Annotated in this window: 22 protein-coding genes; 15 read left to right on the top strand and 7 right to left on the bottom strand. The window is 61.7% G+C overall.

Features of this window, described 5'->3' with window-relative positions:
- Positions 1-141 precede the first annotated feature (141 nt).
- Positions 142-825 (bottom strand): DNA-3-methyladenine glycosylase, encoded by a 684-nt coding sequence (locus JJD66_RS02785; protein WP_198715271.1) that lies wholly within the window; start codon positions 823-825, stop codon positions 142-144.
- Between the two features lie 175 nt (positions 826-1,000).
- On the opposite strand from JJD66_RS02785, the gene JJD66_RS02780 reads away from it, so the two are divergent.
- The 13 genes from JJD66_RS02780 to JJD66_RS02720 all read left to right on the top strand — a co-directional run bounded on the left by JJD66_RS02780 (position 1,001) and on the right by JJD66_RS02720 (position 13,484).
- Positions 1,001-2,266, top strand: a complete 1,266-nt coding sequence (locus JJD66_RS02780; RefSeq protein ID WP_198715270.1) for a glutamate-5-semialdehyde dehydrogenase — start codon at positions 1,001-1,003, stop codon at positions 2,264-2,266.
- Positions 2,266-2,910: a nicotinate-nucleotide adenylyltransferase gene (nadD, locus tag JJD66_RS02775; RefSeq protein ID WP_003194480.1), complete on the top strand. Its 645-nt coding sequence runs from the start codon at positions 2,266-2,268 to the stop codon at positions 2,908-2,910. Before JJD66_RS02780 ends, nadD begins: the two co-directional genes overlap by 1 nt.
- 66 nt (positions 2,911-2,976) lie before the next feature.
- A complete protein-coding gene (rsfS, locus tag JJD66_RS02770) occupies positions 2,977-3,471 on the top strand; it encodes a ribosome silencing factor (protein WP_003176298.1) in 495 nt (164 codons plus the stop codon).
- A gap of 9 nt (positions 3,472-3,480) precedes the next feature.
- Positions 3,481-3,948: a 23S rRNA (pseudouridine(1915)-N(3))-methyltransferase RlmH gene (gene rlmH, locus JJD66_RS02765; protein WP_003176297.1), complete on the top strand. Its 468-nt coding sequence runs from the start codon at positions 3,481-3,483 to the stop codon at positions 3,946-3,948.
- A 15-nt stretch (positions 3,949-3,963) separates the two neighbouring features.
- Positions 3,964-5,862 (top strand): penicillin-binding protein 2, encoded by a 1,899-nt coding sequence (gene mrdA / locus JJD66_RS02760; protein WP_105228663.1) that lies wholly within the window; start codon positions 3,964-3,966, stop codon positions 5,860-5,862.
- Between the two features lie 31 nt (positions 5,863-5,893).
- The gene (gene rodA / locus JJD66_RS02755; protein WP_044268991.1) at positions 5,894-6,997 is read left to right on the top strand and encodes a rod shape-determining protein RodA; all 1,104 of its coding nucleotides are present in this window, start codon (positions 5,894-5,896) and stop codon (positions 6,995-6,997) included.
- A 17-nt stretch (positions 6,998-7,014) separates the two neighbouring features.
- Positions 7,015-8,025, top strand: a complete 1,011-nt coding sequence (gene mltB, locus JJD66_RS02750) for a lytic murein transglycosylase B (RefSeq protein ID WP_054896188.1) — start codon at positions 7,015-7,017, stop codon at positions 8,023-8,025.
- Positions 8,025-9,029: a septal ring lytic transglycosylase RlpA family protein gene (locus JJD66_RS02745; protein ID WP_032895156.1), complete on the top strand. Its 1,005-nt coding sequence runs from the start codon at positions 8,025-8,027 to the stop codon at positions 9,027-9,029. The genes mltB and JJD66_RS02745 overlap by 1 nt, the downstream gene beginning before the upstream one ends.
- A gap of 183 nt (positions 9,030-9,212) precedes the next feature.
- Positions 9,213-10,370, top strand: coding sequence for a D-alanyl-D-alanine carboxypeptidase family protein (locus JJD66_RS02740; protein WP_105228659.1), 1,158 nt, complete (start codon positions 9,213-9,215; stop codon positions 10,368-10,370).
- An 85-nt stretch (positions 10,371-10,455) separates the two neighbouring features.
- The gene (locus tag JJD66_RS02735) at positions 10,456-10,737 is read left to right on the top strand and encodes a DUF493 domain-containing protein (protein ID WP_005791752.1); all 282 of its coding nucleotides are present in this window, start codon (positions 10,456-10,458) and stop codon (positions 10,735-10,737) included.
- Positions 10,737-11,384: a lipoyl(octanoyl) transferase LipB gene (lipB, locus tag JJD66_RS02730; protein WP_034126907.1), complete on the top strand. Its 648-nt coding sequence runs from the start codon at positions 10,737-10,739 to the stop codon at positions 11,382-11,384. The genes JJD66_RS02735 and lipB overlap by 1 nt, the downstream gene beginning before the upstream one ends.
- 25 nt (positions 11,385-11,409) lie before the next feature.
- Positions 11,410-12,411, top strand: coding sequence for a lipoyl synthase (lipA, locus tag JJD66_RS02725; RefSeq protein WP_161794304.1), 1,002 nt, complete (start codon positions 11,410-11,412; stop codon positions 12,409-12,411).
- Between the two features lie 152 nt (positions 12,412-12,563).
- Positions 12,564-13,484: a S66 peptidase family protein gene (locus tag JJD66_RS02720; RefSeq protein WP_200647557.1), complete on the top strand. Its 921-nt coding sequence runs from the start codon at positions 12,564-12,566 to the stop codon at positions 13,482-13,484.
- Positions 13,485-13,590: 106 nt separating this feature from the next.
- On the opposite strand, the gene JJD66_RS02715 is transcribed toward JJD66_RS02720, so the two are convergent.
- The 5 genes from JJD66_RS02715 to leuS all read right to left on the bottom strand — a co-directional run bounded on the left by JJD66_RS02715 (position 13,591) and on the right by leuS (position 20,032).
- On the bottom strand, positions 13,591-14,916 hold the full coding sequence (locus JJD66_RS02715) for a lytic murein transglycosylase (RefSeq protein WP_200647556.1): 1,326 nt from the start codon (positions 14,914-14,916) through the stop codon (positions 13,591-13,593).
- A 62-nt stretch (positions 14,917-14,978) separates the two neighbouring features.
- A complete protein-coding gene (gene arfA, locus JJD66_RS02710) occupies positions 14,979-15,143 on the bottom strand; it encodes an alternative ribosome rescue factor ArfA (protein ID WP_003176285.1) in 165 nt (54 codons plus the stop codon).
- A 512-nt stretch (positions 15,144-15,655) separates the two neighbouring features.
- Positions 15,656-16,693 carry a DNA polymerase III subunit delta gene (gene holA / locus JJD66_RS02705; RefSeq protein ID WP_003194456.1) on the bottom strand — a complete coding sequence of 346 codons (1,038 nt, stop codon included), beginning with the start codon at positions 16,691-16,693 and terminating at the stop codon, positions 15,656-15,658.
- 39 nt (positions 16,694-16,732) lie between these two features.
- A complete protein-coding gene (locus JJD66_RS02700) occupies positions 16,733-17,338 on the bottom strand; it encodes an LPS-assembly lipoprotein LptE (RefSeq protein WP_014720078.1) in 606 nt (201 codons plus the stop codon).
- Positions 17,339-17,425: 87 nt separating this feature from the next.
- Positions 17,426-20,032: a leucine--tRNA ligase gene (gene leuS, locus JJD66_RS02695; RefSeq protein WP_200647555.1), complete on the bottom strand. Its 2,607-nt coding sequence runs from the start codon at positions 20,030-20,032 to the stop codon at positions 17,426-17,428.
- Positions 20,033-20,293: 261 nt separating this feature from the next.
- Here leuS and JJD66_RS02690 point away from each other — a divergent pair, with 261 nt between their 5' ends.
- On the top strand, positions 20,294-20,599 hold the full coding sequence (locus JJD66_RS02690) for a hypothetical protein (RefSeq protein ID WP_200647554.1): 306 nt from the start codon (positions 20,294-20,296) through the stop codon (positions 20,597-20,599).
- A 97-nt stretch (positions 20,600-20,696) separates the two neighbouring features.
- Entirely contained in the window at positions 20,697-21,458 is a 762-nt protein-coding gene (locus tag JJD66_RS02685; protein ID WP_034126912.1) for a YdcF family protein, read from the top strand.
- 50 nt (positions 21,459-21,508) lie between these two features.
- Here the strand turns inward: JJD66_RS02685 and lnt are convergent, their stop codons facing one another.
- Complete coding sequence (lnt, locus tag JJD66_RS02680) at positions 21,509-23,032, bottom strand: apolipoprotein N-acyltransferase (protein WP_200647553.1); 1,524 nt, start codon at positions 23,030-23,032, stop codon at positions 21,509-21,511.
- Position 23,033 lies beyond the last annotated feature (1 nt).

Here is a 23,033-nt window from a genome sequence, read left to right as displayed (position 1 = left end):
GAATTTGAGACGGTGAAATTCAACTGTGGGAGCTGGCTTGCCTGCGATGGCTGCGGTATGGCCAGCATTGAAGTTGCCTGACGCACCGCTATCGCAGGCAAGCCAGCTCCCACATGGGATGTGTTGCTTGGTTCTGCCCGGTCAAATCAAAAAATAATCCCGGCCTTCGACCTGCCCCCGACGCAGCGGGTTCCGCGTGCAATAAGGCGCATAGCCAGCATCGACGAAGCGGTACATCAAGTGCTCATCGCGCCCGCTGGGAATGCCCAGGCGCGTGGTCTGGATAATCTGCGTGGGCACCTGGCCCACGTCTTCGACATACAGCAGTTCCTGGTCGAAGCGCTTGGCATCCCACATCGGCACTTTCAGGCCCAGTGCCTTGCACAGCAGCGTCTGGCCCGCACACAGCTTCTGCGAGGGGCGTGGGCTGCCATCGGGGTTGGGGTTGTTCAACAGCATCTGCGCCAGGCTCGCCGCACCGGAAATTTCGTCGACCCAGGGATAGGCCGATTTGATCAGCACTGCATTGCCCGGGCCGTGGGCGCTGAAGTTCAACGAATCACCGCCACGGGCGTAGTACATGTAGATATGGCCACCATCCAGAAACAAAGCCTTACGCTTTTCTGTGTAGCCGAGTGAGGCGTGGCTGCCTTTTTCGGCCACGTAATAGGCTTCGGTTTCAATAATTCGCGCCGAAAGCCAGAGATCGCCCACACGATGACGAATGACTTTTCCGAGTAATTCACGCGCAAGCAGTTGCGCATCGCGGTCGAAGAAGCTATCGGGCAGCGGGCTGGCGGGGAGCAGGAAGGGGAAGTCGGGCATGGCGGTCAAGGGTTGATACGGCTAAATGTGACCGAATCATAACAACTCTCACCTTAATTACGGCTGAACCCGGGGTTTTTACAGTTCATTTCGACCATCCGCCCCTCACCGCTGTCAGTCGGGCGGCGTCACAGCTATAATCTGCCGCTTTCCTCTTTGCCAAGACTCCCTGACCATGACTGAGTCCGTTCTTGACTACATGACCCGCCTGGGTCGCGCTGCCCGGCAGGCCTCGCGGTTGATCGCCCGTGCGAGCACCGCGCAGAAGAACCGTGCGCTGCTGGCGGCTGCGGATGCTCTGGATGCTTCGCGCTCCGAGTTGACCGCCGCCAACGAGCTGGACCTGGCCAATGGGCGCGCTAATGGCCTGGAGCCAGCCCTGCTGGACCGCCTGGCGCTGACCCCGGCACGTATCGACGACATGATCGAAGGCCTGCGTCAGGTAGCCAAGCTGCCTGACCCCATCGGTGAAATTCGCGACATGCGCTACCTGCCGTCCGGCATCCAGGTGGGCAAGATGCGCGTGCCCCTGGGCGTGATAGGCATCATCTATGAGTCGCGCCCGAACGTGACCATCGACGCCGCGAGCCTGTGCCTGAAGTCAGGCAACGCCACCATCCTGCGTGGCGGTTCCGAAGCGATCAATTCCAACCGCGCCATCGCCGCCTGCATCCAGCAGGGCCTGGCCGTGGCCGAGTTACCGGCTGAAGTGGTGCAAGTGGTGGAAACCATCGACCGTGCTGCCGTGGGCGCGCTGATCACCATGCCGGAATTCGTCGACGTGATCGTGCCGCGGGGTGGCAAGAGCCTGATCGAGCGCGTCAGCCGCGATGCCAAGGTGCCAGTTATCAAGCACCTGGACGGCGTCTGCCATGTGTTCATCGACATCGCCGCCGACCTCGACAAGGCGATCCGCATTGCCGACAACGCCAAGACCCACCGCTACGCGCCGTGCAACACCATGGAAACCCTGCTGGTGCACGCTGGCATTGCCGAGCGCGTGCTGCCGCCGCTGGCTGCCATCTACCGTGACAAGTCGGTAGAACTGCGCGGTTGCGAGCGCACCCGGGCGTTGCTGGGCGCGGACGTCATCGAGGCGACTGAGCAGGACTGGTACACCGAGTACACGGCCCCGATCCTGTCGATCCGCATCGTCGACGACCTGGACCAGGCCATCGAACACATCAATACCTATGGCTCCAAGCACACCGACGCCATCGTTTCCGAGCATTTCAGCGATGCCCGGCGTTTCCTCAACGAAGTGGATTCCGCTTCGGTGATGGTCAACGCCTCGACGCGTTTTGCCGACGGCTTCGAGTACGGCCTGGGGGCTGAGATCGGTATTTCCACCGACAAGCTCCACGCACGCGGCCCGGTGGGCCTCGAAGGGCTGACCAGTGAGAAGTACGTGGTGTTTGGCGACGGTCATGTGCGCACTTGATGACTAAACGCATCGGGCTGCTCGGCGGTACTTTCGACCCCGTGCACATTGGCCATTTGCGCAGTGCCCTCGAAGTTGCGGATGCCCTTGCGCTGGATGAGCTGCGCCTGCTGCCCAATTTCCGGCCGCCCCATCGCGACACGCCGCAGGTGGCCGCCGAGCAACGCCTGGAAATGGTGCGTGTTGCCGTAGAGGGTATATCGCCGCTGGTGGTGGACGATCGCGAACTCAAGCGCGATAAACCGTCCTACACTATCGACACCCTGGAGCTGATGCGCGCCGAATTGGCCGCGGATGACCCACTGTTTCTGCTTTTGGGCTGGGACGCATTTTGCGGCCTGCCCTCTTGGCACCGCTGGGAGGAACTCCTCCAGCATTGCCACATCCTGGTTTTGCAACGCCCGGATGCCGACAGCGAACCGCCGGATGCCTTGCGCAACCTGCTGGCCGCGCGGTCGGTAAGTGACCCCTTGGCCCTGACCGGGCCGAACGGGAATATTGCATTCGTCTGGCAGACCCCGCTTGCGGTGTCCGCCACCCAGATCCGTCAACTGCTGGCCAGCGGGAAGTCGGTACGTTTCCTGGTGCCTGACGCGGTCCTGGCCTACATCGATGCGCACGGGCTTTACCGTGCGTCGAACTGAAAAGGCGCGCTTGAACGCACGAACCGTGCAGCAAGCGCCCGAACATACGAGCAAAACGAGTTTTATATGACGAACAAAGACGTAAGCAAAGTTAAGCGCAAAGGCACCTTCAAAAGCGCGCCGCTGCCGGTTGAAGCCCATGTCGGCCCGGAATTGGCTGGCGAAGAGCTGGTGAAAGTCGCCGTGGCTGCCCTGGAAGACGTTAAAGCCCAGGACATCCAGGTGCTGGACGTGCGCGACAAGCAGAGCATCACCGACTTCATGATCATCGCCACCGGTACCTCCAACCGCCAGATCGGCGCGATGCTGGACAAGGTTCGCGAAGCCGTCAAAGCCCAGGGCGTCAAGCCACTGGGTGAAGAAGGCAAGGGCGACAGCGACTGGGTGCTGCTGGACATGGACGATGTGATCGTTCACATGATGACCTCCAACGCTCGCCAGTTCTACGACCTGGAACGTCTGTGGAAAGGCGCCGAGCAGAGCCGTGCCGCCGATGGCAAGCACCACAGCCCGGAAGTGGGCCACGCGCACTTCGACAAGCTCAACAAAGACCAGGAATAAGGAACGGCTGTGCGCCTGCGTCTGATCGCTGTCGGTTCACGCATGCCCAAGTGGGTGGAAGAAGGCTGGCACGAATATGCCAAGCGTCTGCCCGCTGAGCTGTCGCTTGAGCTGGTGGAAATACCGCTCAATACCCGGGGCAAGAACGCCGACGTGGCGCGCTTTATCCGTCAGGAAGGCGAAGCCATGCTGGCCAAGGTCGGCCCCAATGAGCGCATCGTCACCCTTGAAGTGCACGGCAAGCCCTGGAGCACCGAGCAACTGGCGGTGGAACTGGATCGCTGGCGCCTGGATTCGCGCACGGTCAATTTCATGGTCGGCGGCCCGGAAGGGCTGGCGCCGGAAGTCTGTGCGCGGGCCGATCAGCGCTGGTCGCTGTCGGCGCTGACGTTGCCGCACCCGTTGGTAAGGATTCTGATCGGTGAACAGCTGTATCGCGCCTGGACAGTCCTGTCCGGGCACCCTTACCACAAATAGTCTGCGCCGCCCCCGATGACCCAGCCGATCCGCATCAAGGACCACGAGAAAGACGCACGTCTGGTACGCGCGCGGGTGGTGTTCGGTGCTGTCTTGGTGGTGGTGCTGATGTGCGTGCTGATTGCGCGGCTGTATTTCCTCCAGGTGATCCAGTACGACTATCACTCCACGCTGTCGGAAAACAACCGGGTGCATGTGCAGCCGATTCCTCCGACCCGTGGGCTGATTTTCGACCGCAATGGCGTAGTGGTTGCCGATAACCGGCCCAGCTTCAGCCTGAGCATGACCCGTGAACGCTCCGGCGATTGGAAGCAGGTCCTCGATGTCATCGTCGAGGTGCTGCAACTGACGCCGGAAGACCGGGCCGTCTTCGAGAAGCGCATGCGGCAGGGGCGCCGGCCGTTCGAGCCGGTGCCGATCCTGTTCGAGCTGACCGAAGAGCAGATCGCCCGGATTGCGGTGAACCAGTTCCGCCTGCCGGGTGTGGAAGTGGTGGCGCAGTTGGTGCGGCATTACCCGCAAGGGCCGCACTTTGCCCACTCCGTTGGTTACATGGGGCGGATCAACGAGAAAGAGCTGAAAACCCTCGACCCGATCAACTACAGCGGCACCCATCATATCGGCAAAACCGGCATCGAGCGTTTCTACGAGGCCGAGTTGCATGGCCAGGTAGGTAACGAGGAAGTCGAGACCAATGCGCGTGGCCGCGTATTGCGCGTGCTCAAGCGCACCGACCCGGTGCCGGGCAAGGACATTGTCCTTAGCCTGGACATCAAGTTGCAGGAAGCTGCCGAGATGGCCCTGGGCGGTCGGCGGGGTGCCGTAGTGGCGCTGGACCCGAAGACTGGCGAAGTGCTGGCGATGGTCAGCCAGCCCAGCTTCGACCCCAACCCCTTTGTGACTGGCATCAGCTTCAAGGCCTACGCCGAGCTGCGTGATTCCATCGACCGGCCACTGTTCAACCGTGTGTTGCGCGGCCTGTACCCGCCGGGCTCGACCATCAAGCCGGCGGTGGCGATTGCCGGCCTGGATGCTGGCGTGGTCACGGCCTCAAGCCGGGTGTACGACCCTGGCTACTACATGCTGCCCAACTACGACCACAAGTACCGTAACTGGAACCGCTCCGGTGACGGCTATGTCGACTTGGACACCGCGATCATGCGCTCCAACGACACCTATTTTTACGACCTGGCCCATAAACTGGGAATTGATCGGCTGTCTGCCTACATGGGCAAGTTCGGCCTCGGTCAGAAAGTCTCCCTGGACATGTTCGAAGAATCCCCCGGCCTGATGCCGTCTCGGGAGTGGAAGCGTGCGACCCGCCGCCAGGCGTGGTTCCCCGGCGAAACCCTGATCCTGGGTATCGGCCAGGGCTATATGCAGGCCACTCCGCTGCAACTGGCCCAGGCCACGGCGCTGGTGGCGAACAAAGGCGTGTGGAACCGACCGCACCTGGCCAGAACCATCGAAGGCGAAAAACCGGTGGACGACAATCCGATTCCTGACATCGTGCTGCGTGACCCGTCCGACTGGGCCAAGGTCAACCACGGCATGCAGCAGGTGATGCACGGCGCTCGCGGCACTGCGCGCAAGGCGGCGGTCGGCGCGCAGTACCGCATTGCCGGCAAGAGTGGTACGGCCCAGGTGGTCGCGATCAAACAGGGCGAAAAGTATGACCGCTCCAAGGTCCAGGAACGCCACCGCGACCACGCCTTGTTTGTCGGCTTTGCCCCGGCGGAAGACCCGAAAATCGTGGTGGCAGTGATGGTCGAGAACGGCGAGTCCGGCTCCGGCGTCGCGGCCCCAGTGGTACGCCAGGTGATGGACGCCTGGCTGCTGGCCGACGATGGCCGGCTCAAGCCCGAGTATGGCGGCCCCCCTTCAAGCCCCGAGGTTACGGCCCGTGAAGAGTAATTTTGACCGCATCCTCTCCAGCGAAGATGTGATGCGTCGCCGTGCGACGTTGCTGCAACGCATGCACATTGATGGCCCCCTGCTGATCCTGCTGCTGACCCTGGCAGCCGGCAGCCTTTTTGTACTGTATTCGGCCAGCGGCAAGAACTGGGACCTGCTGATCAAGCAGGCGTCCTCGTTTGGCCTGGGCCTGCTGTCGATGGTGGTGATCGCCCAACTGGAGCCGCGTTTCATGGCGCGCTGGGTGCCCTTGGGGTATGTCGCCGGCGTGTTGTTGCTGGTGGTGGTGGACGTCATGGGCCACAACGCCATGGGCGCCACACGCTGGATCAACATCCCCGGGGTGATTCGCTTCCAGCCGTCGGAATTCATGAAGATCCTGATGCCCGCCACCATTGCCTGGTACCTCTCCAAGCGCACCTTGCCGCCGCAGCTCAAGCACGTGGCGATCAGCCTGATCCTGATCGGCGTGCCCTTTGTGTTGATCGTGCGCCAGCCGGACCTTGGCACCTCGTTGCTGATCCTCGCCGGTGGCGCGTTCGTATTGTTCATGGGTGGCCTGCGCTGGCGCTGGATCCTCAGCGTGCTGGCAGCCGCCGTGCCCGTGGCCGTGGCCATGTGGTTCTTCTTCATGCACGACTACCAGAAGCAACGGATCCTGACGTTCCTCGACCCGGAGAGCGATCCGCTGGGCACTGGCTGGAACATCATCCAATCCAAGGCGGCCATCGGTTCCGGCGGGGTATTTGGCAAGGGATGGTTGCTGGGCACCCAGTCTCACCTGGACTTCTTGCCCGAGAGCCACACCGACTTCATCATCGCGGTGATGGGCGAAGAGTTCGGCCTGGTGGGCATTTGCGCGTTGTTGCTGATTTATCTGCTGTTGATTGGTCGCGGCCTGGTGATCACTGCCCAGGCGCAAACGCTGTTCGGCAAATTGCTCGCCGGCAGCCTGACCATGACTTTTTTTGTTTACGTTTTCGTCAACATCGGTATGGTCAGTGGCCTGCTGCCGGTGGTTGGGGTGCCGTTGCCATTCATTAGCTACGGCGGAACTTCGCTGGTGACATTGCTGTCAGCGTTTGGGGTTTTGATGTCGATTCATACGCATCGCAAGTGGATCGCACAGGTTTGAATAAGGTGAAGATGTCAATGCAAGTAATGCGCGGCTGGGCGACTCGGCATGCGACCTGGATGGGCCTGATCGGGCTGCTGGGTGCAACGCAAGAGGCGCAGGCCGGTGACTACGATGGCTCTCCCCAGGTTGCCGAATTTGTCGGTGAGCTGACCCGCGACTACGGTTTTGCCGGCGAGCAACTGATGGGCGTGTTCCGCGAAGCCCAGAAAAAGCAGGCGATCCTCGACGCCATTTCCCGGCCCGCCGAACGTGTGAAGCAGTGGAAGGACTATCGCCCGATGTTCCTCACTGATGCGCGCATCGCCCGTGGCGTGGATTTCTGGCGCCAGCACGAGGCGGTACTGGCCCGCGCCGAGCAGGAGTACGGCGTGCCGGCGCAGGTGATCGTCTCGATCATCGGCATCGAAACCTTCTATGGGCGCAACACTGGCAGCTACCGGGTGATCGACGCCTTGTCGACACTGGGCTTCGATTACCCGCCCCGCGCCGAGTTCTTCCGCAAGGAACTGCGCGAATTCCTGTTGCTGGCCCGCGAAGAGCAGGTCGACCCGCTGAGCCTCAAGGGCTCCTACGCCGGGGCGATGGGCTTGCCGCAGTTCATGCCGAGCAGCTTTCGCGCCTATGCGGTGGATTTCGACGGTGACGGGCACATCAATATCTGGAGCAACCCCGACGATGCCATCGGCAGCGTGGCCAGCTACTTCAAGCGCCACGGTTGGGTCGCCGGCGAGCCGGTGGTTATCCGCGCCGATGTCACGGGCGAGCGCGCCGACGAGGGCCTGACCCAAGGTATCGAACCGGTCAAGACCGTCGGGGAGTTGCGAGCGCTGGGCTGGTCGAGTCAGAATGCGCCACGCGACGACATGCCGGTGACGGCATTCCGCCTGGAAGGCGCAAATGGCCCTGAATACTGGATGGGCCTGAAGAATTTCTACGCAATCACGCGTTATAACCGCAGTGTGATGTACGCCATGGCCGTGCATCAGCTGTCAGATGAGCTGGTTCAAGCACGGGGCAACAAGTAATGCGGGTATCGCCGTTCAAAAAACCGCTCAAGCTGGTGGCGTTCGCCGCGTTGTCCTTGTTGGTAGCCAGTTGTTCCACCACCCCTAACCGTGCGCCGGCCAAGAAGGCGGGCGGTGCGGTCGTGCGCGCCCAGCCGGGCCTGGACATCAACCGTGCGCACAAAGATGGCGCGCCGTGGTGGGATGTGGATGTATCGAAAATCCCGGACGCCACGCCAACCCTGCACACTGGCCCCTACAAGGCCAACCCCTACACCGTGCTGGGCAAGAATTACTTCCCGCTGCAGGAATCCAAGACTTACGTGCAGTCGGGCACCGCGTCCTGGTACGGCACCAAGTTCCATGGCCAGAATACCGCCAACGGCGAAGTGTATGACCTGTATGGCATGAGCGCGGCCCACAAGACCCTGCCGCTGCCCAGCTATGTGCGCGTGACCAACCTGGACAACAATCGCACCGTGATCCTGCGGGTCAATGATCGTGGGCCGTTCTATTCGGACCGGATCATCGACTTGTCCTACGCGGCCGCCAAGAAGCTCGGTTATGCCGAAACCGGCACCGCACGGGTCAAGGTCGAAGGTATCGACCCGGCGCAGTATTGGGCTCAGCGTGGCAAACCCGCGCCATTGATGCTCAACGAACCGCCAACCCCGCAACCGCAAGTGACGGCCTCCACCGGCAAGATCGAGCAATGGACCCCGCCACCTGCGCAGCATGCGCCTGATACCGTAGTGGTGCCTCACGCGGCAGCGGGCGCCTCCATGGCCGGTGGGCAATACCTGCAGGTCGGCGCTTTCGCCAACCCGGATGCGGCAGAACTGTTAAGGTCCAAGCTCAGCGGCATGGTCAGCGCGCCGGTCTTCATCAGTTCCATCGTGCGTAACCAGCAAACCTTGCACCGTGTACGCATGGGCCCTATCGGCTCGCCGAGCGAGGTGGCGCAAGTGCAGAACAGTGTGCGCCTGGCCAACCTGGGGCAACCCAGCGTGGTCACCGCAGAATAAGCAGTAACGGATTGATGGCTCAGACGCGCATGCGCGCTTGAACCCTGGTTGTTGGCTCGTTGAACAATAAAAACCCAGGGGCAAGGGGTGAGCGGGCAACCGAACACGTGACAGTCTGGAAGCGGGCTGTCTGAATAGTTTTGCCCGCGAGGGCAAGTTTCCATAAGCAATTTCGAGAGACGGATGAACATCACCACCTTAGCCAAACGTACGTGCCTGCTTATCTCGCTGATCATCACCCCAGCCGCCTGGGCGGTTGAAATGGTGCCGGCCTCCCCGCAACTGGCCGCCAAGTCGTGGGTCCTCATGGACGCCGCCAGTGGCAACGTGCTGGTCGAAAGCGGCGGTGATGTACGCCTGCCGCCTGCCAGCCTGACCAAGCTGATGACCGCCTACATCGCGACCCTGGAAATCCGTCGCGGCCAGATCGGCGAAAACGACCCGGTTACCGTCAGCGAAAACGCCTGGCGTACCGGTGGTTCGCGGATGTTCATCAAGGTGGGTTCGCAAGTCACCGTGAGCGACCTGCTGCACGGCATCATCATCCAGTCCGGTAACGACGCCAGCGTCGCCCTGGCCGAGCACATCGCCGGCAGCGAAGACGCCTTCGCCGACATGATGAACAAAACCGCCGGTGAGCTGGGCATGACCAACAGCCACTTCATGAACCCGACCGGCCTGCCGAACCCAGAGCACTATTCGTCGGCTCATGACATGGCGATCCTGGCGCGCGCCATCATCCGCGTTGACCCGGTGCACTATGCGATCTACTCCCAGAAGGAATTCTTCTGGAACAACATCAAGCAGCCTAACCGCAACCTGTTGCTGTGGCGCGACAAGACCGTCGATGGCCTGAAGACCGGCCACACCGACGAAGCCGGCTACTGCATGGTGTCGTCCGCCGTACGTGATGGCCAGCGCCTGATCGCCGTAGTATTCGGTACCAACAGCGAGCAGGCCCGTGCGGCCGAGACGCAAAAACTGCTGACTTACGGCTTCCGCTTCTTCGAAACCCAGACCTTCTACCAGAAGGGTGCTGAGCTGGCGACCGCACCGGTTTGGAAGGGCGCAACCTCGCAAGTCAAGGCCGGCCTGGCCGACGACCTGACCCTGACCATGCCTAAAGGCCAGCTCAAAAAGCTCGCCGCCAGCATGACCCTGAACCCGCAATTGGTTGCGCCAATCGCCAAGGGTGATGTGATCGGCAAGGTCGAAGTGAAGCTGGACGACAAGGTGGTGCACAGCGCCGACCTGATCGCGCTGGACGCTGTCGAGGAAGGTGGTATCTTCCGCCGCGTATGGGATAGCATCCGTCTATTCTTCTACGGCTTGTTCAACTGATTGTGTGCACCTGCAAAGCCCCGCGTTGATCCAGCGCGGGGCTTTGCCCGTCGCCACGGCTTAGCGCTTACGAGGCTGTTCTGCCATGACCGATAAAGACGTAGAAGTAAAGGCGCCAAAGATCGAATTCCCTGTGACGGATTATCCCGTCAAGGTGATCAGCGATACCGGTGTCGGCCGCAAGGACAAGATTCTCGAGATCGTCAGGAAGCACGCGACGATCAACGACAACCGCGTGGACGAGCGCCAAAGCTCCACCGGCAAGTACACCACGATCCAGTTGCACATCGTTGCGACCGATCAAGACCAGCTCTACAACATCAACAGCGAACTGCGAGCCACCGGCTTCGTGCATATGGTGCTGTGATGTCGCAAGTCCTGGGCTTTCGCGAGCTCGGCCGGATGGCATACGAGCCGGTCTGGCATGCCATGCAGCGCTTTACCAATGAGCGCGGCACTTCGGCCCCGGATGAAATCTGGCTGGTGGAACACCCGCCGGTATTCACCCAGGGCCAGGCCGGCAAGGCCGAGCACTTGCTGCTGCCGGGTGATATTCCGGTGGTGCAGGTCGACCGAGGGGGTCAAGTGACTTACCATGGGCCCGGTCAACTGGTGGCCTACCTGCTGCTGGACGTGCGCAAGCTGGGGTTTGGCGTGCGCGACCTGGTCAGCCGCATGGAGACGTGCCTGATCGAGCTGTTGGCCAGTTACGGCGTGACCGCCGTGGCCAAGCCCGATGCACCGGGTGTATACGTGGATGGCGCGAAAATCGCCTCCCTGGGGCTGCGCATTCGCCACGGTTGTTCCTTTCATGGCCTGGCCTTGAATGTGGACATGGACCTGGCGCCGTTCCGGCGAATCAACCCGTGCGGTTACGCCGGGCTTGCGATGACCCAGTTGAGTGACCATGCAACATCCATAGAATTTGCCGAGGTAAGTGCCCGGCTGCGCGCGCAGCTCGTCAAACACCTCGACTATGCAGAGCAGACGACCCTGACGGGCGGAATCGATTGATATGACTACTGATGTTGTGCAAACCATGATCCCGACGCTGGACATCACTGAGCGTCCAGCCCCGGCCCCGCGTGCCAAGGTGGAAGCCGGCGTCAAGCTGCGCGGCGCCGAGAAGGTTGCACGCATCCCGGTCAAGATCATCCCGACCACTGAACTGCCGAAGAAACCTGACTGGATTCGCGTGCGCATCCCGGTTTCGCCGGAAGTCGACCGTATCAAGTCGCTGCTGCGCAAACACAAGTTGCACAGCGTATGCGAAGAAGCCTCCTGCCCGAACCTGGGCGAGTGCTTCTCTGGCGGCACCGCCACGTTCATGATCATGGGTGACATCTGCACCCGTCGCTGCCCGTTCTGCGACGTCGGCCACGGCCGTCCGAAGCCGTTGGACGTCAACGAGCCAGAAAGCCTGGCCATCGCCATCGCCGACCTGAAGCTCAAGTATGTGGTGATCACCTCGGTAGACCGTGACGACCTGCGTGACGGTGGTGCCCAGCACTTTGCCGACTGCATCCGCGAGATCCGCAAGCTGTCGCCCAACGTGATGCTCGAAACCCTGGTGCCGGACTACCGTGGCCGTATGGACGTCGCCCTGGAAATCACCGCTGCCGAGCCGCCGGATGTGTTCAACCATAACCTGGAAACCGTGCCGCGCCTGTACAAGGCGGCGCGCCCGGGTTCGGACTACCAGTGGTCGCTGACCCTGCTGCAGAAATTCAAGCAGATGATGCCGCACATCCCGACCAAGTCCGGCTTGATGCTGGGCCTGGGTGAAACCGACGAAGAAGTCATCGAAGTCATGAAGCGCATGCGCGAACACGACATCGACATGCTGACCCTGGGTCAGTACCTGCAACCGTCCCGCAGCCACTTGCCGGTGCAGCGCTTCGTGCACCCGGACACCTTCGCCTGGTTCGCCGAGGAAGGCTACAAGATGGGCTTCAAGAACGTGGCCTCGGGCCCGTTGGTGCGGTCTTCGTACCACGCCGATGAGCAGGCCAAGCTGGTCAAGGCGAGCCTGGTTTCGTAAGCCGCTCCAGGATCAATGTGAAATGCGGGCTTGTGTGGGAGCTGGCTTGCCTGCGATAGCATCACCTCGGTGTCACTGATACACCGAGGCGCTTGCATCGCAGGCAAGCCAGCTCCCACATTTCGTTCTGCGTCATATAGGGAGAACCATGGATGACCGCCGCCGTACCTGCACTGCGCCCCGAAGGCACCCTCGGCCTGATCGCCCCCGCCGGCCCCGCCGCGCTGGATGTTGAAAAAGCCCGGCAATGGATGCGTGCCCGTGGCTACGACCTGCACATTTTCCCTGGTGTACAGGAGCGCGACGGCTACCTGGCCGGTAGCGATGAAGTGCGCCTGCGCGATTTGCATGCCGCCTTCGCCAACCCCGACATCGATGCCATCCTCTGCCTGCGTGGCGGCTATGGCACGCCCCGTTTGCTGGATGCCGTGGACTTCGACCTGCTACGCGCCAATCCCAAGCCGTTCGTGGGCTACAGCGATATCACCGCCTTGCACCTGGCGATCAACTGTTATGCCGGCTTCGTGACCTTTCACGGCCCAATGCTCAACGCCGACCTGCTCGGCGGCAAACAGCCACCCACCGAGTCCTCCTTGTTCAGCCTGCTGCGTGGCCAACGGGGCGCCGGCAGTGTGCTGCCGCACCCGATGGCCTACCCGCTGACCACAATCGAGCCAGGTGTGGCTTGTGGGCGCTTGCTGGGCGGTAACTTGTCGATGATCGCCGCGGTCATGGGCACGCCGTACGAAATAGACGCTGACGGCATCATCCTGTTTATCGAAGACGTCAACGAACCGCTCTATCGCATCGACCGATTGCTGACTCACCTGCGCTTGGCTGGCAAGCTGGCTCAGGTCGCCGGTGTGCTGGTAGGGGATGTGGCCGGTGTGGATAGCGCGGCGTTGGCGCATCTGCTGAAGCAGACCTTTGAGCCGCTGTGCATTCCAGTGCTGGCAGGCTGGCGCAGTGGGCATTGCGACCCGAACCTGACATTGCCGATGGGCGCCTTGGTGCGCCTGGATGCGGGGGAGCAGCGGGTGGTGTTGGAGCAGGATGTAGTGTTCAAGGCTTGAGATAGTTATCGCTTATCAGGGCCTATCGGGAGCAAACCCCCTCCCACATTTTGAAATGCATTCCAAGTGTGGGAGCTGGCTTGCCTGCGATGGCGGTGGTCGCGGTTTACTGACCCTGCAGCGATTCCAGCAACTTCACCGTCGGATACCCATCCGCCGGCCAGCCCAACGCCTGCTGTGCAGCCCGAATCGCCTTGCGCGTGTTGGCGCCAATAATCCCGTCGGCATTACCCGCGTCATACCCTTTGGCGCTGAGCGCCGTCTGCAGGTCAATGCGTTGCGAACGGCTCAGTGGCCGCTCATCTTTTGGCCAACTGCCCCGAATCACACCGCCGCCGCCAAATCGCTCCGACAGCAAGCCAACCGCCAGTGCATAGGACGACGAATTGTTGTACTTGAGGATCGCGCGGAAGTTATCCAATACCAGGAATGCCGGGCCACGGTAGCCGGCCGGTAACAGCAGGGCGGCGGACAACTGGTCGACATTGGCCGGCAGGCTCACGCCAGGGGGGAGTTGGATGCCCAGCTGCAACCATTGCGCCACGGTCTTGCGCACGCCGCCATCGGCCAGGCTGTAGTCGAAGCCCGACGGTAGCGGCTGCACTTCAACGCCCCATGGCTGGCCTTTCTGCCACCCCGAGCTTTGCAGGTAATGCGCGGTGGAGGCGAGGGCGTCGGACGGGCTGTTCCAGATATCGCGGCGACCGTCACCGTCGAAGTCCACGGCATGGGTGTTGTAGGTGGTCGGGATGAACTGGGTCTGGCCCATCGCCCCGGCCCAGGAACCTTTCATCTGGTCGGCCTGAATATCGCCATGCTGGATGATCTGCAGCGCGGCCAGCAACTGCGCTTGCGCAAAGGCCGGACGACGTCCTTCATAGGCCAGGGTGGCCAGGGAGCGGATCACCGAGTTATTGCCCTGGAAAGCGCCGAAGTTGCTCTCCATGCCCCACACCGAGACCAGCGCCTGGCGGTCGACGCCATAGCGTTGCTCGATGCTTTGCAGAATATCGGCGTACTTGACCAGCAGTGCCTGGCCATTGCGCACGCGCACCGGCGACAGTGCACCGTCGAGGTATTCCCACACCGGGCGGGAGAATTCCGGTTGGCTGCGGTCGGCGCGAATCACCGCCATATCAGGGGTGACGCCGGCAAAAGCGTTATCGAACACGGCCGCAGTGATCCCGGCTTGCAGCGCTTGAGCACGGAAGCCAGCTTGCCATTCGGCAAAGGTCTGGGTCGGCTGGATATCGAGATTGTCCACCGCCAACGGGGCCACCACGGCAGGCGCGATAGCCGGGGCCGTCTGGAGCTTGGGCAGGGGTTGAGCGTCCGCAGCGGTAGGTTTTTCGGCGCAGGCGACGAGCAGAATGAGGCTGGAGGCAGCGATCAATTGGCGTAGGTGCCAATGACGAGAAAGACGAGAGGGCATGCACAGGTCCAGGGGGTTACAAATCAGGTACAGACCTTATCATGCCAGAGGGGCGCTTGCCTTCAGGCAGCCAGAAAGTAAGAAGCCTCCCAGCTATTAGACTGGAAGGCTTCGCGGCGGTAGCTGCCTTTGCCCTTGCCGGCGCGTTCCTGACGGCTGCGGAACAGTGGCTGGGCGATGATGGATTTGGCTTTGTTGGGGCCATGCTTGGATGGCTTTTTGCTCATGATGGATTCTCTCGCTTGGGGGTGGAATGCAGCGGTGCAAATCATCTGCCGAAGTGGGCCGGCTGTAAAGCCCGTCGATAGGTGGGAAATGACGCAAATAATTGGTGGGCAGAGTCCATGTGGGGGCTTGCTCCCGCGACGGCCTGACAGCCGGCGCCTATCTCCCTGGCGCCCCAGGATCCAAATGTGGGAGCTGGCTTGCCTGCGATGGCGGCCTGAAAGTCAACACAGTTGGATTGTGTACATATCCATTGCTGCGGTAACGGCTACTTAGGGTTCCGCTCTGACAGCGGGTCACTTTTGGAAAAGAGCCCGGAATTCCGGCCAGCGTGGTTTAACGGGGTCCCTGAGATCAAAAGCAGATCAAGATCAAGATCAAGAGCGGCTCGCTTCGCATCGTGGTTACCGTTGAGCGCTACAGAGCTGTGTCAGGAGCAAATGGGTCAACTGGCCCATCGCCATCGCAGGCAAGCCAGCTCCCACAGGGTTTTGTGGTGTTGTGCAGAGGGAGATTATTCGGCAGGCAACGCCAGGCGCTGGCCGGCCATCAACAGCGACAGACGGCTCAGGCTCATCCACGGCGAGCCGGCCGCCTGGCCTTTGATCTGTGCATCGATGCGCTGCGCTTCCAGCAACAGTTGCGCCCAGCGTTGCGCCGAGTGCCGTTGCAGGGCTTTGCTCATCAGGGGTTTGCGCTTGTCCCAAACCGGTGGGCGGGCCTGGCTGAAGCATTTGTCCAGCGGTGTGCCCTGGCTGTATTGCAGGGCAATGTTCGCCAACACGCGCAGCTCACGGGCCAGGGCCCAGAGAATCACCGGTGGTTCCACCCCTTCGCCGCGCAGGCCTTCGAGCATGCGCAGGGCGTGGGCGGGTTCGCCGTTGAGGATGGCGTCCACCAGGCCGAACACATCAAAGCGCGCGCTATCGGCCACTGCGCCTTGCACGGTTTCGACGGTGATCTGCCCGTCTTCAGCCATCAGCTTGAGCTTTTCGATCTCCTGGGCGGCGGCAAGCAGGTTGCCCTCGACCCGAGCGGCGATCAGCTCCACGGCATCCTGTGTCGCTGCGAGCCCTGATTGCGACAGGCGCTGACGAATCCACTGCGGCAACTGGTTGCTGTCCACCGGCCAGATCTGGATGAACTGAGTCTGTGGACCTTCAACCAGGGCCTTGCCCCACTTGGTTTTCTGCGCGCTGCCGTCGAGCTTGGGCAGGCTGACCAGCAACACGGTGTCTTCGGCGGGGCGCGAGCAGTATTCCATCAGGGCCGCCGCGCCTTTATCGCCCGGCTTGCCCGAGGGCAGGCGCAGTTCCAGCAGGCGTTTCTCGGCAAACAGCGACATGCTCGCGCCAGCTTGCAGCAGCGTGCCCCAGTCGAAACTGGCGTCGGCGCTGAAGACCTGGCGTTCATCGAAGCCTTGTTGGCGTGCGGCGGTGCGAATAGCGTCGGCCGCTTCCTGGCACAGCAGCGGGTCATCACCGCTGACGATATAGACAGGCGCAAGGCCACCTTGCAGGTGCTTGGCGAGTTGGGCGGGGGCAAGTTTCATAGGCGGGGCGAACGGGGCGCCAGGGGCGCCCCGTCTGGCTTACTCGACAGGGACTTCAACAGGCGACTGTTTCGGTGTGTTGTCTTCATATTCCTGCGCAGCTTTCAGGGCGTCGGCGTCAGCCTTGGCCTTGTTATCGGCCACTTGCTGCAGCTCAGCCAGTTTTTCCGGGGTGAGCATTTGCAGGCGAGTCATCATGCGCTGGATCAGCTCACGACGCATTTCCTTGCGCACCTGGATGGTCTCGGAGTCCGAACCCACCAGGTTGTTGCCATCGTGGCTCACCACTTTCTGCACCTGAATCTTGTCACCCATCAACGGCAACTGATCACGGCCTTGTATTTCGAACATCAGCGCTGTGTTCAGCTCGACGTCGGACGCACGGCCAGCACTGGCGTAGCTGATATTGCGCTGGGTTTCTCGCTCATCCGTCAGGATCAGTTTGTAGGTTGCGCCGTTGTACACGTGCACACCGCTGTTTTCCAGGGTCTGGCGCAGCTGGGTGACGGTTTCGCCGTAGGCGTTGCGGGCGCTGACGTCGAGTTCCTTGAGCGACAGCTCATTGGTGCCGGTGCCGCGCAGCTGGAAGCCGCAAGCGCTCAACAGCACGGCAAGGCCCATAACCAGCAGATTGCGTTTGATCATTTTGTTGCTCCCCTTGAAACCAGGTGGGCCTTATCGGGCCCTAAAGGTTTAGTTCGGCGCGGGGCCAAGCCCCGCGCCCGATCCGATTTAGCTGGCGACGATATTGACCAGTTTGCCGGGTACCACGATCACCTTGCGGATGGTCAGACCTTCGGTAAAGCGCAGCACGTTCTCATTGATACGTGCAGCTGCTTCAACCTCTTCACGGCTGGCGCTGGCCGGCATGTCGATCTGGCCACGCAGTTTACCGTTAACCTGGATGACCAGTTGCAGCGTGTCCTGTATCAGGGCGCTGTCATCCTGCACCGGCCAGGCGGCATCGATGACGGCACCGCTGTGGCCCAGACGGCTCCACAGTTCATGGCTGATGTGCGGCGTGATCGGCGCGAGCAACAGGGTAACTGTTTCCAGGCCTTCCTGGATCAGCGCACGATCTTGTTCGGTCGCCTGCGAGGCTTTTTCCAGCACGTTCATCAGCGTCATCACCTGGGCGATGGCGGTGTTGAATTTGTGGTTCTGCCCAACGTCCTGGCTGGCCTGGCGGATAGCCAGGTGGATGCTGCGGCGAACGGCTTTCTGCTCGTCGTTCAACGCGCCGATATCCAGCTTGCCCGGCAGGCCCTGGCTGACATGAGCGTGGGCCAGGCGCCAGACACGCTTGAGGAAACGGTGCGAGCCTTCGACGCCCGAGTCGGACCATTCGGCGCTCATGTCAGGCGGCGAGGCGAACATCATGAACAGGCGGCAGGTGTCGGCGCCGAACTGATCGATCATCGACTGTGGGTCGACGCCGTTGTTCTTGGATTTGGCCATCTTCTCGGTGCCACCGATTTCCACCGGCAGGCCGTCGGCTTTCAACTTGGCGCTGATGACCTTGGCCTTGCTGTCACGCTCAAGCTCGACATCCGCCGGGTTGAACCAGGTGTAGGCGCCGTTGGCTTCGCGGCGATAGTAAGTGTCGGCGATCACCATGCCCTGGGTCAGCAGGTTCTTGAATGGCTCATCGGAGCTCACCAGGCCTTCGTCACGCATCAGCTTGTGGAAGAAACGCGCGTACAGCAGGTGGAGGATGGCGTGTTCGATGCCACCGATGTACTGATCCACTGGCAACCAATGGTCGGCTGCGGATTTCTCCACCAGGCCGCCTTCATAGTGCGGTGAGGCATAACGAGCGTAATACCACGAGGACTCGACGAAGGTGTCCATGGTGTCGGTTTCACGCTTGGCCGGCGCGCCGCATTTAGGGCAGCTGCACTCGTAGAACTCGGGCATGCGCGCCAACGGCGAGCCAGCACCATCCGGCACCACGTCTTCTGGCAGCACGACCGGCAGTTGGTCTTCCGGTACCGGCACGTCGCCGCAGGTTTGGCAGTGGATGATCGGGATCGGGCAGCCCCAGTAGCGCTGGCGGCTGATGCCCCAGTCACGCAGGCGGAACTGGGTGCGCGAGGCACCGAGGTTTTTCTTGATCAGGGCCACTTCCATGGCGTCGAATGCGCCCTGGAAGTCCAGGCCGTCGAATTCGCCGGAGTTGATCAGCGTGCCGTGCTCGCCGTAGGCGTCTTGCCACGGAGCGGGGTTGGTATCACCCGAGCTGGTGCGCACGACCGACTTGATAGGCAGGCTGTACTTGGTGGCGAATTCGAAATCGCGCTCGTCGTGGGCCGGCACGGCCATGACGGCGCCATCGCCGTAGTGCATCAATACGTAGTTGGCGACCCAAACCGGCAGTTTCTCGCCGGTCAACGGGTGCTCGACGAACAGGCCGGTTGGCAGGCCTTTTTTCTCCTGGGTGGCGACGTCGGCTTCGGCCACGCTGCCGCCTTTGCATTCAGCGATGAACGCCTGCAGCTCAGGGTTGTTCTGTGCGGCCTGGGTGGCCAGCGGGTGTTCGGCGGCGACGGCGACGTAGGTCGCGCCCATCAGGGTGTCGGGGCGGGTGGTGAACACCTTGAGTGCGCCGGCTTCGCCGATGGAGTCGACGTTGTACGGGAACTGCACTTCCATGCCCTTGGATTTGCCGATCCAGTTGCGCTGCATGGTCTTGACCTGTTCAGGCCAGCCCGGCAGATCGTCAAGGCTCGACAACAGTTCATCCGCGTAGGCGGTGATCTTGAAGTAGTACATCGGGATTTCGCGCTTCTCGATCAGCGCGCCGGAACGCCAGCCGCGACCGTCGATGACCTGTTCGTTGGCCAGTACGGTCTGGTCGATCGGGTCCCAGTTCACGGTGCCGCTTTTTTTGTAGATCACACCTTTTTCGAACAGGCGAGTGAACAGCCATTGTTCCCAGCGGTAGTAATCCGGCTTGCAGGTGGTGACCTCGCGGGACCAGTCCACCGCCAGGCCCAGGCTGCGCAGCTGGGTCTTCATGTAGGCGATGTTTTCGTAGGTCCACTTGGCGGGCGCCACGTTGTTTTTCATCGCGGCGTTTTCTGCCGGCATGCCGAAGGCGTCCCAACCCATGGGTTGCAACACGTTCTTGCCGAGCATGCGCTGGTAGCGCGAAATCACGTCGCCGATGGTGTAGTTGCGCACGTGCCCCATGTGTAGCTTGCCGCTGGGGTAAGGGAACATCGATAGGCAGTAGTAAGTCTCCTTGCCTGGCTGTTCACTGACTTCAAAGGACTTTTGCTCGTCCCAGAAGGTTTGGGCGGCATTTTCTATTTCACGGGGCTGATATTGTTCGTGCATGGCTACTTTTGAACTGGATAGGGGTGGCCTAATCCTCTTCGGTGCACTGTCCGGGTTGTTCGACACCAAGAAGCGGCGCGTCCGTGCCCAAACCCTGCGGGAAGTGGAGTTACAGGAAGCGCCGTAGCATACATGACCCCACTCTATCGAGGGAAACCCTGATTGCGCGCCAAGGGCCGTCTGTCGCGGCACCGGGCAGGCGCAGCAACGGGGGCTACGCTGTTTAGTGGGGAGCAAGTATTTCTTCAATGAGGTGAGGGGATGGTTGAATCGCAGCGAACTTTAACGAAACCGCAGTTGTATGAAGGATTGATCGACCGTTTGGGTCGGGCATTGGATGCCGCAAGAACCGCAGGCCGATTGCGTGATGAACGGCCTCTGGAGCTGGAGTTGCGAGGCTTGAGCCAAGCGGAGCTTGAATTGATCAAGAACTACCTGGCGTTGAATCACGACCGCGCCTCCCATGGGCAGGCTTCCCTGCCTGCTCATTCGGCCAAGGTCATCTGGCTGAAGGACTTGGCGCCCGGCCGCGGGCCAGAGAACTTCCGGTCCGTGCGGTGCAAGTGAGCCCCGCGTTATCCGTTAGCGTTATCAAAATGTTGTCGGTAAGGATTGTTGCAAAACCCCGATGCATCTAGGCTTCGGGCATCTTTGGAGATGCCCGATGCCTTTTCGTTATTTCATTAAACAACTGTTGTTGCCTCCCGGTATTTTTCTGCTGTTGTTGGCGTGTGCCTGGTGGTTTCGCCGCAGCCGTCCGCGCCTGGCGGGCTTGTGCTTTGCCCTCGGGCTGGGCGGGATGTGGTTGATCAGCCTGCCAGTGATGGTGCAATGGGGTGCCCGTGCGCTGGAGACAGAGCCGCCTTTGGCCCGGGAAGACTGGGCCACCCTGGCCCAGCGTGCCGATGCGATTGTGGTGCTGGGCTCGGGGCGCGAGCGTGGAGATATTGCGTGGGGCAGCGACCAGCCCACCGGTATTGGCCTGGAACGTGAGCGTTTTGCCGCGCGGCTGGCCAAGGCATCCGGTTTGCCAGTGCTGACCAGCGGCGGCTTGCACTACGGCACGCCGCCCAGTGAGGCCGAGCTGATGGCCGTGTCGATGCAGGATGACTTCGGTGTCACCGTGCGCTGGAAAGAAGAGCGCAGCCGCACTACCTGGGAAAACGCCCAGATGAGCGCCGAGATTTTGTTGCCGCAAGGCATCAAGCGTGTAGTGGTAGTGACCCAGGCCTGGCACATGCCGCGTTCGGTGTGGAGTTTTGAAAAGGCCGGCTTCACCGTGGTGCCGGGGCCGGTGGGCTTTTTGGGTGTCGACCATGGCCGACCGCTGGGTGGCTGGATGCCGGAGGTCAAGGCGGTGTGGCAAAGCGGGCAGTTGATCAATGAAGCGGTGGGGCAGGTGGGGTATCGGTTGTTCTACCGATAGGTGTAACACAGGAGATCAATTGTGGGAGCAGGCAAGCCAGCTCCCACAGGTCAGACCGTTTTGGCCATCCGAGCCGCCAACAGCGCCCAGCCAAAGAGCAGCACACACACAATGATCAACGGCCACGAACGCCATTGCAGGTATGGCGTAAGGTTATGCATCGGCACCACCTCCCCATAGAGAATGCCACGCTCGAACTGCGGGATCTGCGCGGTGATCTGCCCAAACGGGTTGATCAGCCCGGTCACGCCGTTGTTGGTGGCGCGGATCATCCAGCGGCCAGCCTCCAGCGCACGCATTTGCGCCATTTGCAGGTGCTGCAGCGGGCCGATGGAGCGGCCGAACCAGGTGTCGTTGCTGATGGTCAGCAGCAGGTCGCTCTGGGCCGACAGGCCGGCGGCGAATTCGGGGTACACCACTTCATAGCAAATGAACGGCGCAATCTGATACCCCTTGGCCTGCAGCATGGCCTGGTCAGAAGGGCCGCGGGCGAAGTCCGACATGGGCAGGTCGAAGAAGGCAATCAGCCCGCGCAGCATGTCCTGCAGCGGCACGTACTCGCCAAACGGCACCAGTTTTTGCTTGAGGTAGGTGCCGTCGCCTTCGCCGACCACGGTGATGCCGTTGAAGTAGCGCTTCTGGTGGTGCACTTCCTGGCGAATCGGTACCCCGGTGATCAGCGCACTGTCCCGGTCGGCGGCAAACTTGCCCATCATGCCCAGGTAGCCCTCCACGGACTCCTTGAGCACCGGCACGGCAGTTTCCGGCCAGACCAGCAGGTCGACACGCTTGGAACTCAGGCTCATGTCGCGGTACAGCGCCAACTGCGCATTGAGCTGGTCCGGGTCCCACTTCATGCTTTGCTCGACGTTGCCCTGAATCGCAGCCACGCTCAGGGGCGCACCAGACGGCGATGTCCAGGCGTGATGCTTGAGTGCCAGGCCAATCGCCCAGGGCGCAACCAGCAATAACAGGCCCGCGCCGATGAAGGCATTGCGCTTGCTGACCAGCAGGCGCGGCAGGTTGCACAGCAATGCGGCAGTGAGCGCGAGGGCGAAGGAAATCAGCCACATCCCACCCAATGGCGCGAGGCCGGTCAACGGCCCATCGAGTTGACTGTAACCGGAGTACAACCACGGGAAACCGGTAAGGAACCAGCCACGAAAGGCTTCCTGGCCGACCCACAACGCGGCGAACGTCAATGCATCCGCCAGTGGTGCTTCGTTACGGCGCAACCAGCGCGCCCATAGCCAGGCGGGCAGGGCAAAGAACCAGGCGATGGCGGCGGTGAACAGCAGCATCAGGAACCCCGCCAGCAGCACCGAAGCGCCGCCGAAGTGGTGGATGCTGTAGTAGATCCAGCTGGTGCCGGCACCAAACAGGCCGAAGCCGAAACACCAGCCACGGCCCAGGGCCTGGCGGGGTGTCAGCTCCCGCAGGCCGATATAGAACAGGCCGACCGCTACCAGCGCCAACGGCCAGATATCGAACGGCGCCAGCGCCAGGGTTGTGATGGCGCCGGCCACCACGGCCAGCAAGTTACCGGGCCAGCCGGGTGAGGTGAGACGGCGCATG

Source organism: Pseudomonas sp. MF6751 (genome assembly GCF_016613265.1).
In the GTDB taxonomy this organism is placed as follows: Bacteria; Pseudomonadota; Gammaproteobacteria; order Pseudomonadales; family Pseudomonadaceae; genus Aquipseudomonas; species Aquipseudomonas fluorescens_BV.
The sequence above is the reverse complement of the archived record's forward strand: the minus strand, read 5'-3'. Positions and strand labels throughout refer to the sequence as shown.

Excerpts from the sequence above, each read along its gene's own strand:
- JJD66_RS02745 (WP_032895156.1), top strand. The coding sequence starts at position 8,025 with ATGCGGGTATCGCCGTTCAAAAAACCGCTCAAGCTGGTGGCGTTCGCC.
- JJD66_RS02780 (WP_198715270.1), top strand. The coding sequence starts at position 1,001 with ATGACTGAGTCCGTTCTTGACTACATGACCCGCCTGGGTCGCGCTGCC.
- JJD66_RS02690 (WP_200647554.1), top strand. The coding sequence starts at position 20,294 with ATGGTTGAATCGCAGCGAACTTTAACGAAACCGCAGTTGTATGAAGGA.
- JJD66_RS02740 (WP_105228659.1), top strand. The coding sequence starts at position 9,213 with ATGAACATCACCACCTTAGCCAAACGTACGTGCCTGCTTATCTCGCTG.
- JJD66_RS02720 (WP_200647557.1), top strand. The coding sequence starts at position 12,564 with ATGACCGCCGCCGTACCTGCACTGCGCCCCGAAGGCACCCTCGGCCTG.
- JJD66_RS02685 (WP_034126912.1), top strand. The coding sequence starts at position 20,697 with ATGCCTTTTCGTTATTTCATTAAACAACTGTTGTTGCCTCCCGGTATT.
- leuS (WP_200647555.1), bottom strand. The coding sequence starts at position 20,032 with ATGCACGAACAATATCAGCCCCGTGAAATAGAAAATGCCGCCCAAACC.
- lipB (WP_034126907.1), top strand. The coding sequence starts at position 10,737 with ATGTCGCAAGTCCTGGGCTTTCGCGAGCTCGGCCGGATGGCATACGAG.
- arfA (WP_003176285.1), bottom strand. The coding sequence starts at position 15,143 with ATGAGCAAAAAGCCATCCAAGCATGGCCCCAACAAAGCCAAATCCATC.
- JJD66_RS02715 (WP_200647556.1), bottom strand. The coding sequence starts at position 14,916 with ATGCCCTCTCGTCTTTCTCGTCATTGGCACCTACGCCAATTGATCGCT.
- JJD66_RS02700 (WP_014720078.1), bottom strand. The coding sequence starts at position 17,338 with ATGATCAAACGCAATCTGCTGGTTATGGGCCTTGCCGTGCTGTTGAGC.
- lnt (WP_200647553.1), bottom strand. The coding sequence starts at position 23,032 with ATGCGCCGTCTCACCTCACCCGGCTGGCCCGGTAACTTGCTGGCCGTG.
- rodA (WP_044268991.1), top strand. The coding sequence starts at position 5,894 with ATGCGTCGCCGTGCGACGTTGCTGCAACGCATGCACATTGATGGCCCC.
- mltB (WP_054896188.1), top strand. The coding sequence starts at position 7,015 with ATGCAAGTAATGCGCGGCTGGGCGACTCGGCATGCGACCTGGATGGGC.
- nadD (WP_003194480.1), top strand. The coding sequence starts at position 2,266 with ATGACTAAACGCATCGGGCTGCTCGGCGGTACTTTCGACCCCGTGCAC.
- lipA (WP_161794304.1), top strand. The coding sequence starts at position 11,410 with ATGATCCCGACGCTGGACATCACTGAGCGTCCAGCCCCGGCCCCGCGT.
- mrdA (WP_105228663.1), top strand. The coding sequence starts at position 3,964 with ATGACCCAGCCGATCCGCATCAAGGACCACGAGAAAGACGCACGTCTG.
- JJD66_RS02735 (WP_005791752.1), top strand. The coding sequence starts at position 10,456 with ATGACCGATAAAGACGTAGAAGTAAAGGCGCCAAAGATCGAATTCCCT.
- JJD66_RS02785 (WP_198715271.1), bottom strand. The coding sequence starts at position 825 with ATGCCCGACTTCCCCTTCCTGCTCCCCGCCAGCCCGCTGCCCGATAGC.
- holA (WP_003194456.1), bottom strand. The coding sequence starts at position 16,693 with ATGAAACTTGCCCCCGCCCAACTCGCCAAGCACCTGCAAGGTGGCCTT.
- rsfS (WP_003176298.1), top strand. The coding sequence starts at position 2,977 with ATGACGAACAAAGACGTAAGCAAAGTTAAGCGCAAAGGCACCTTCAAA.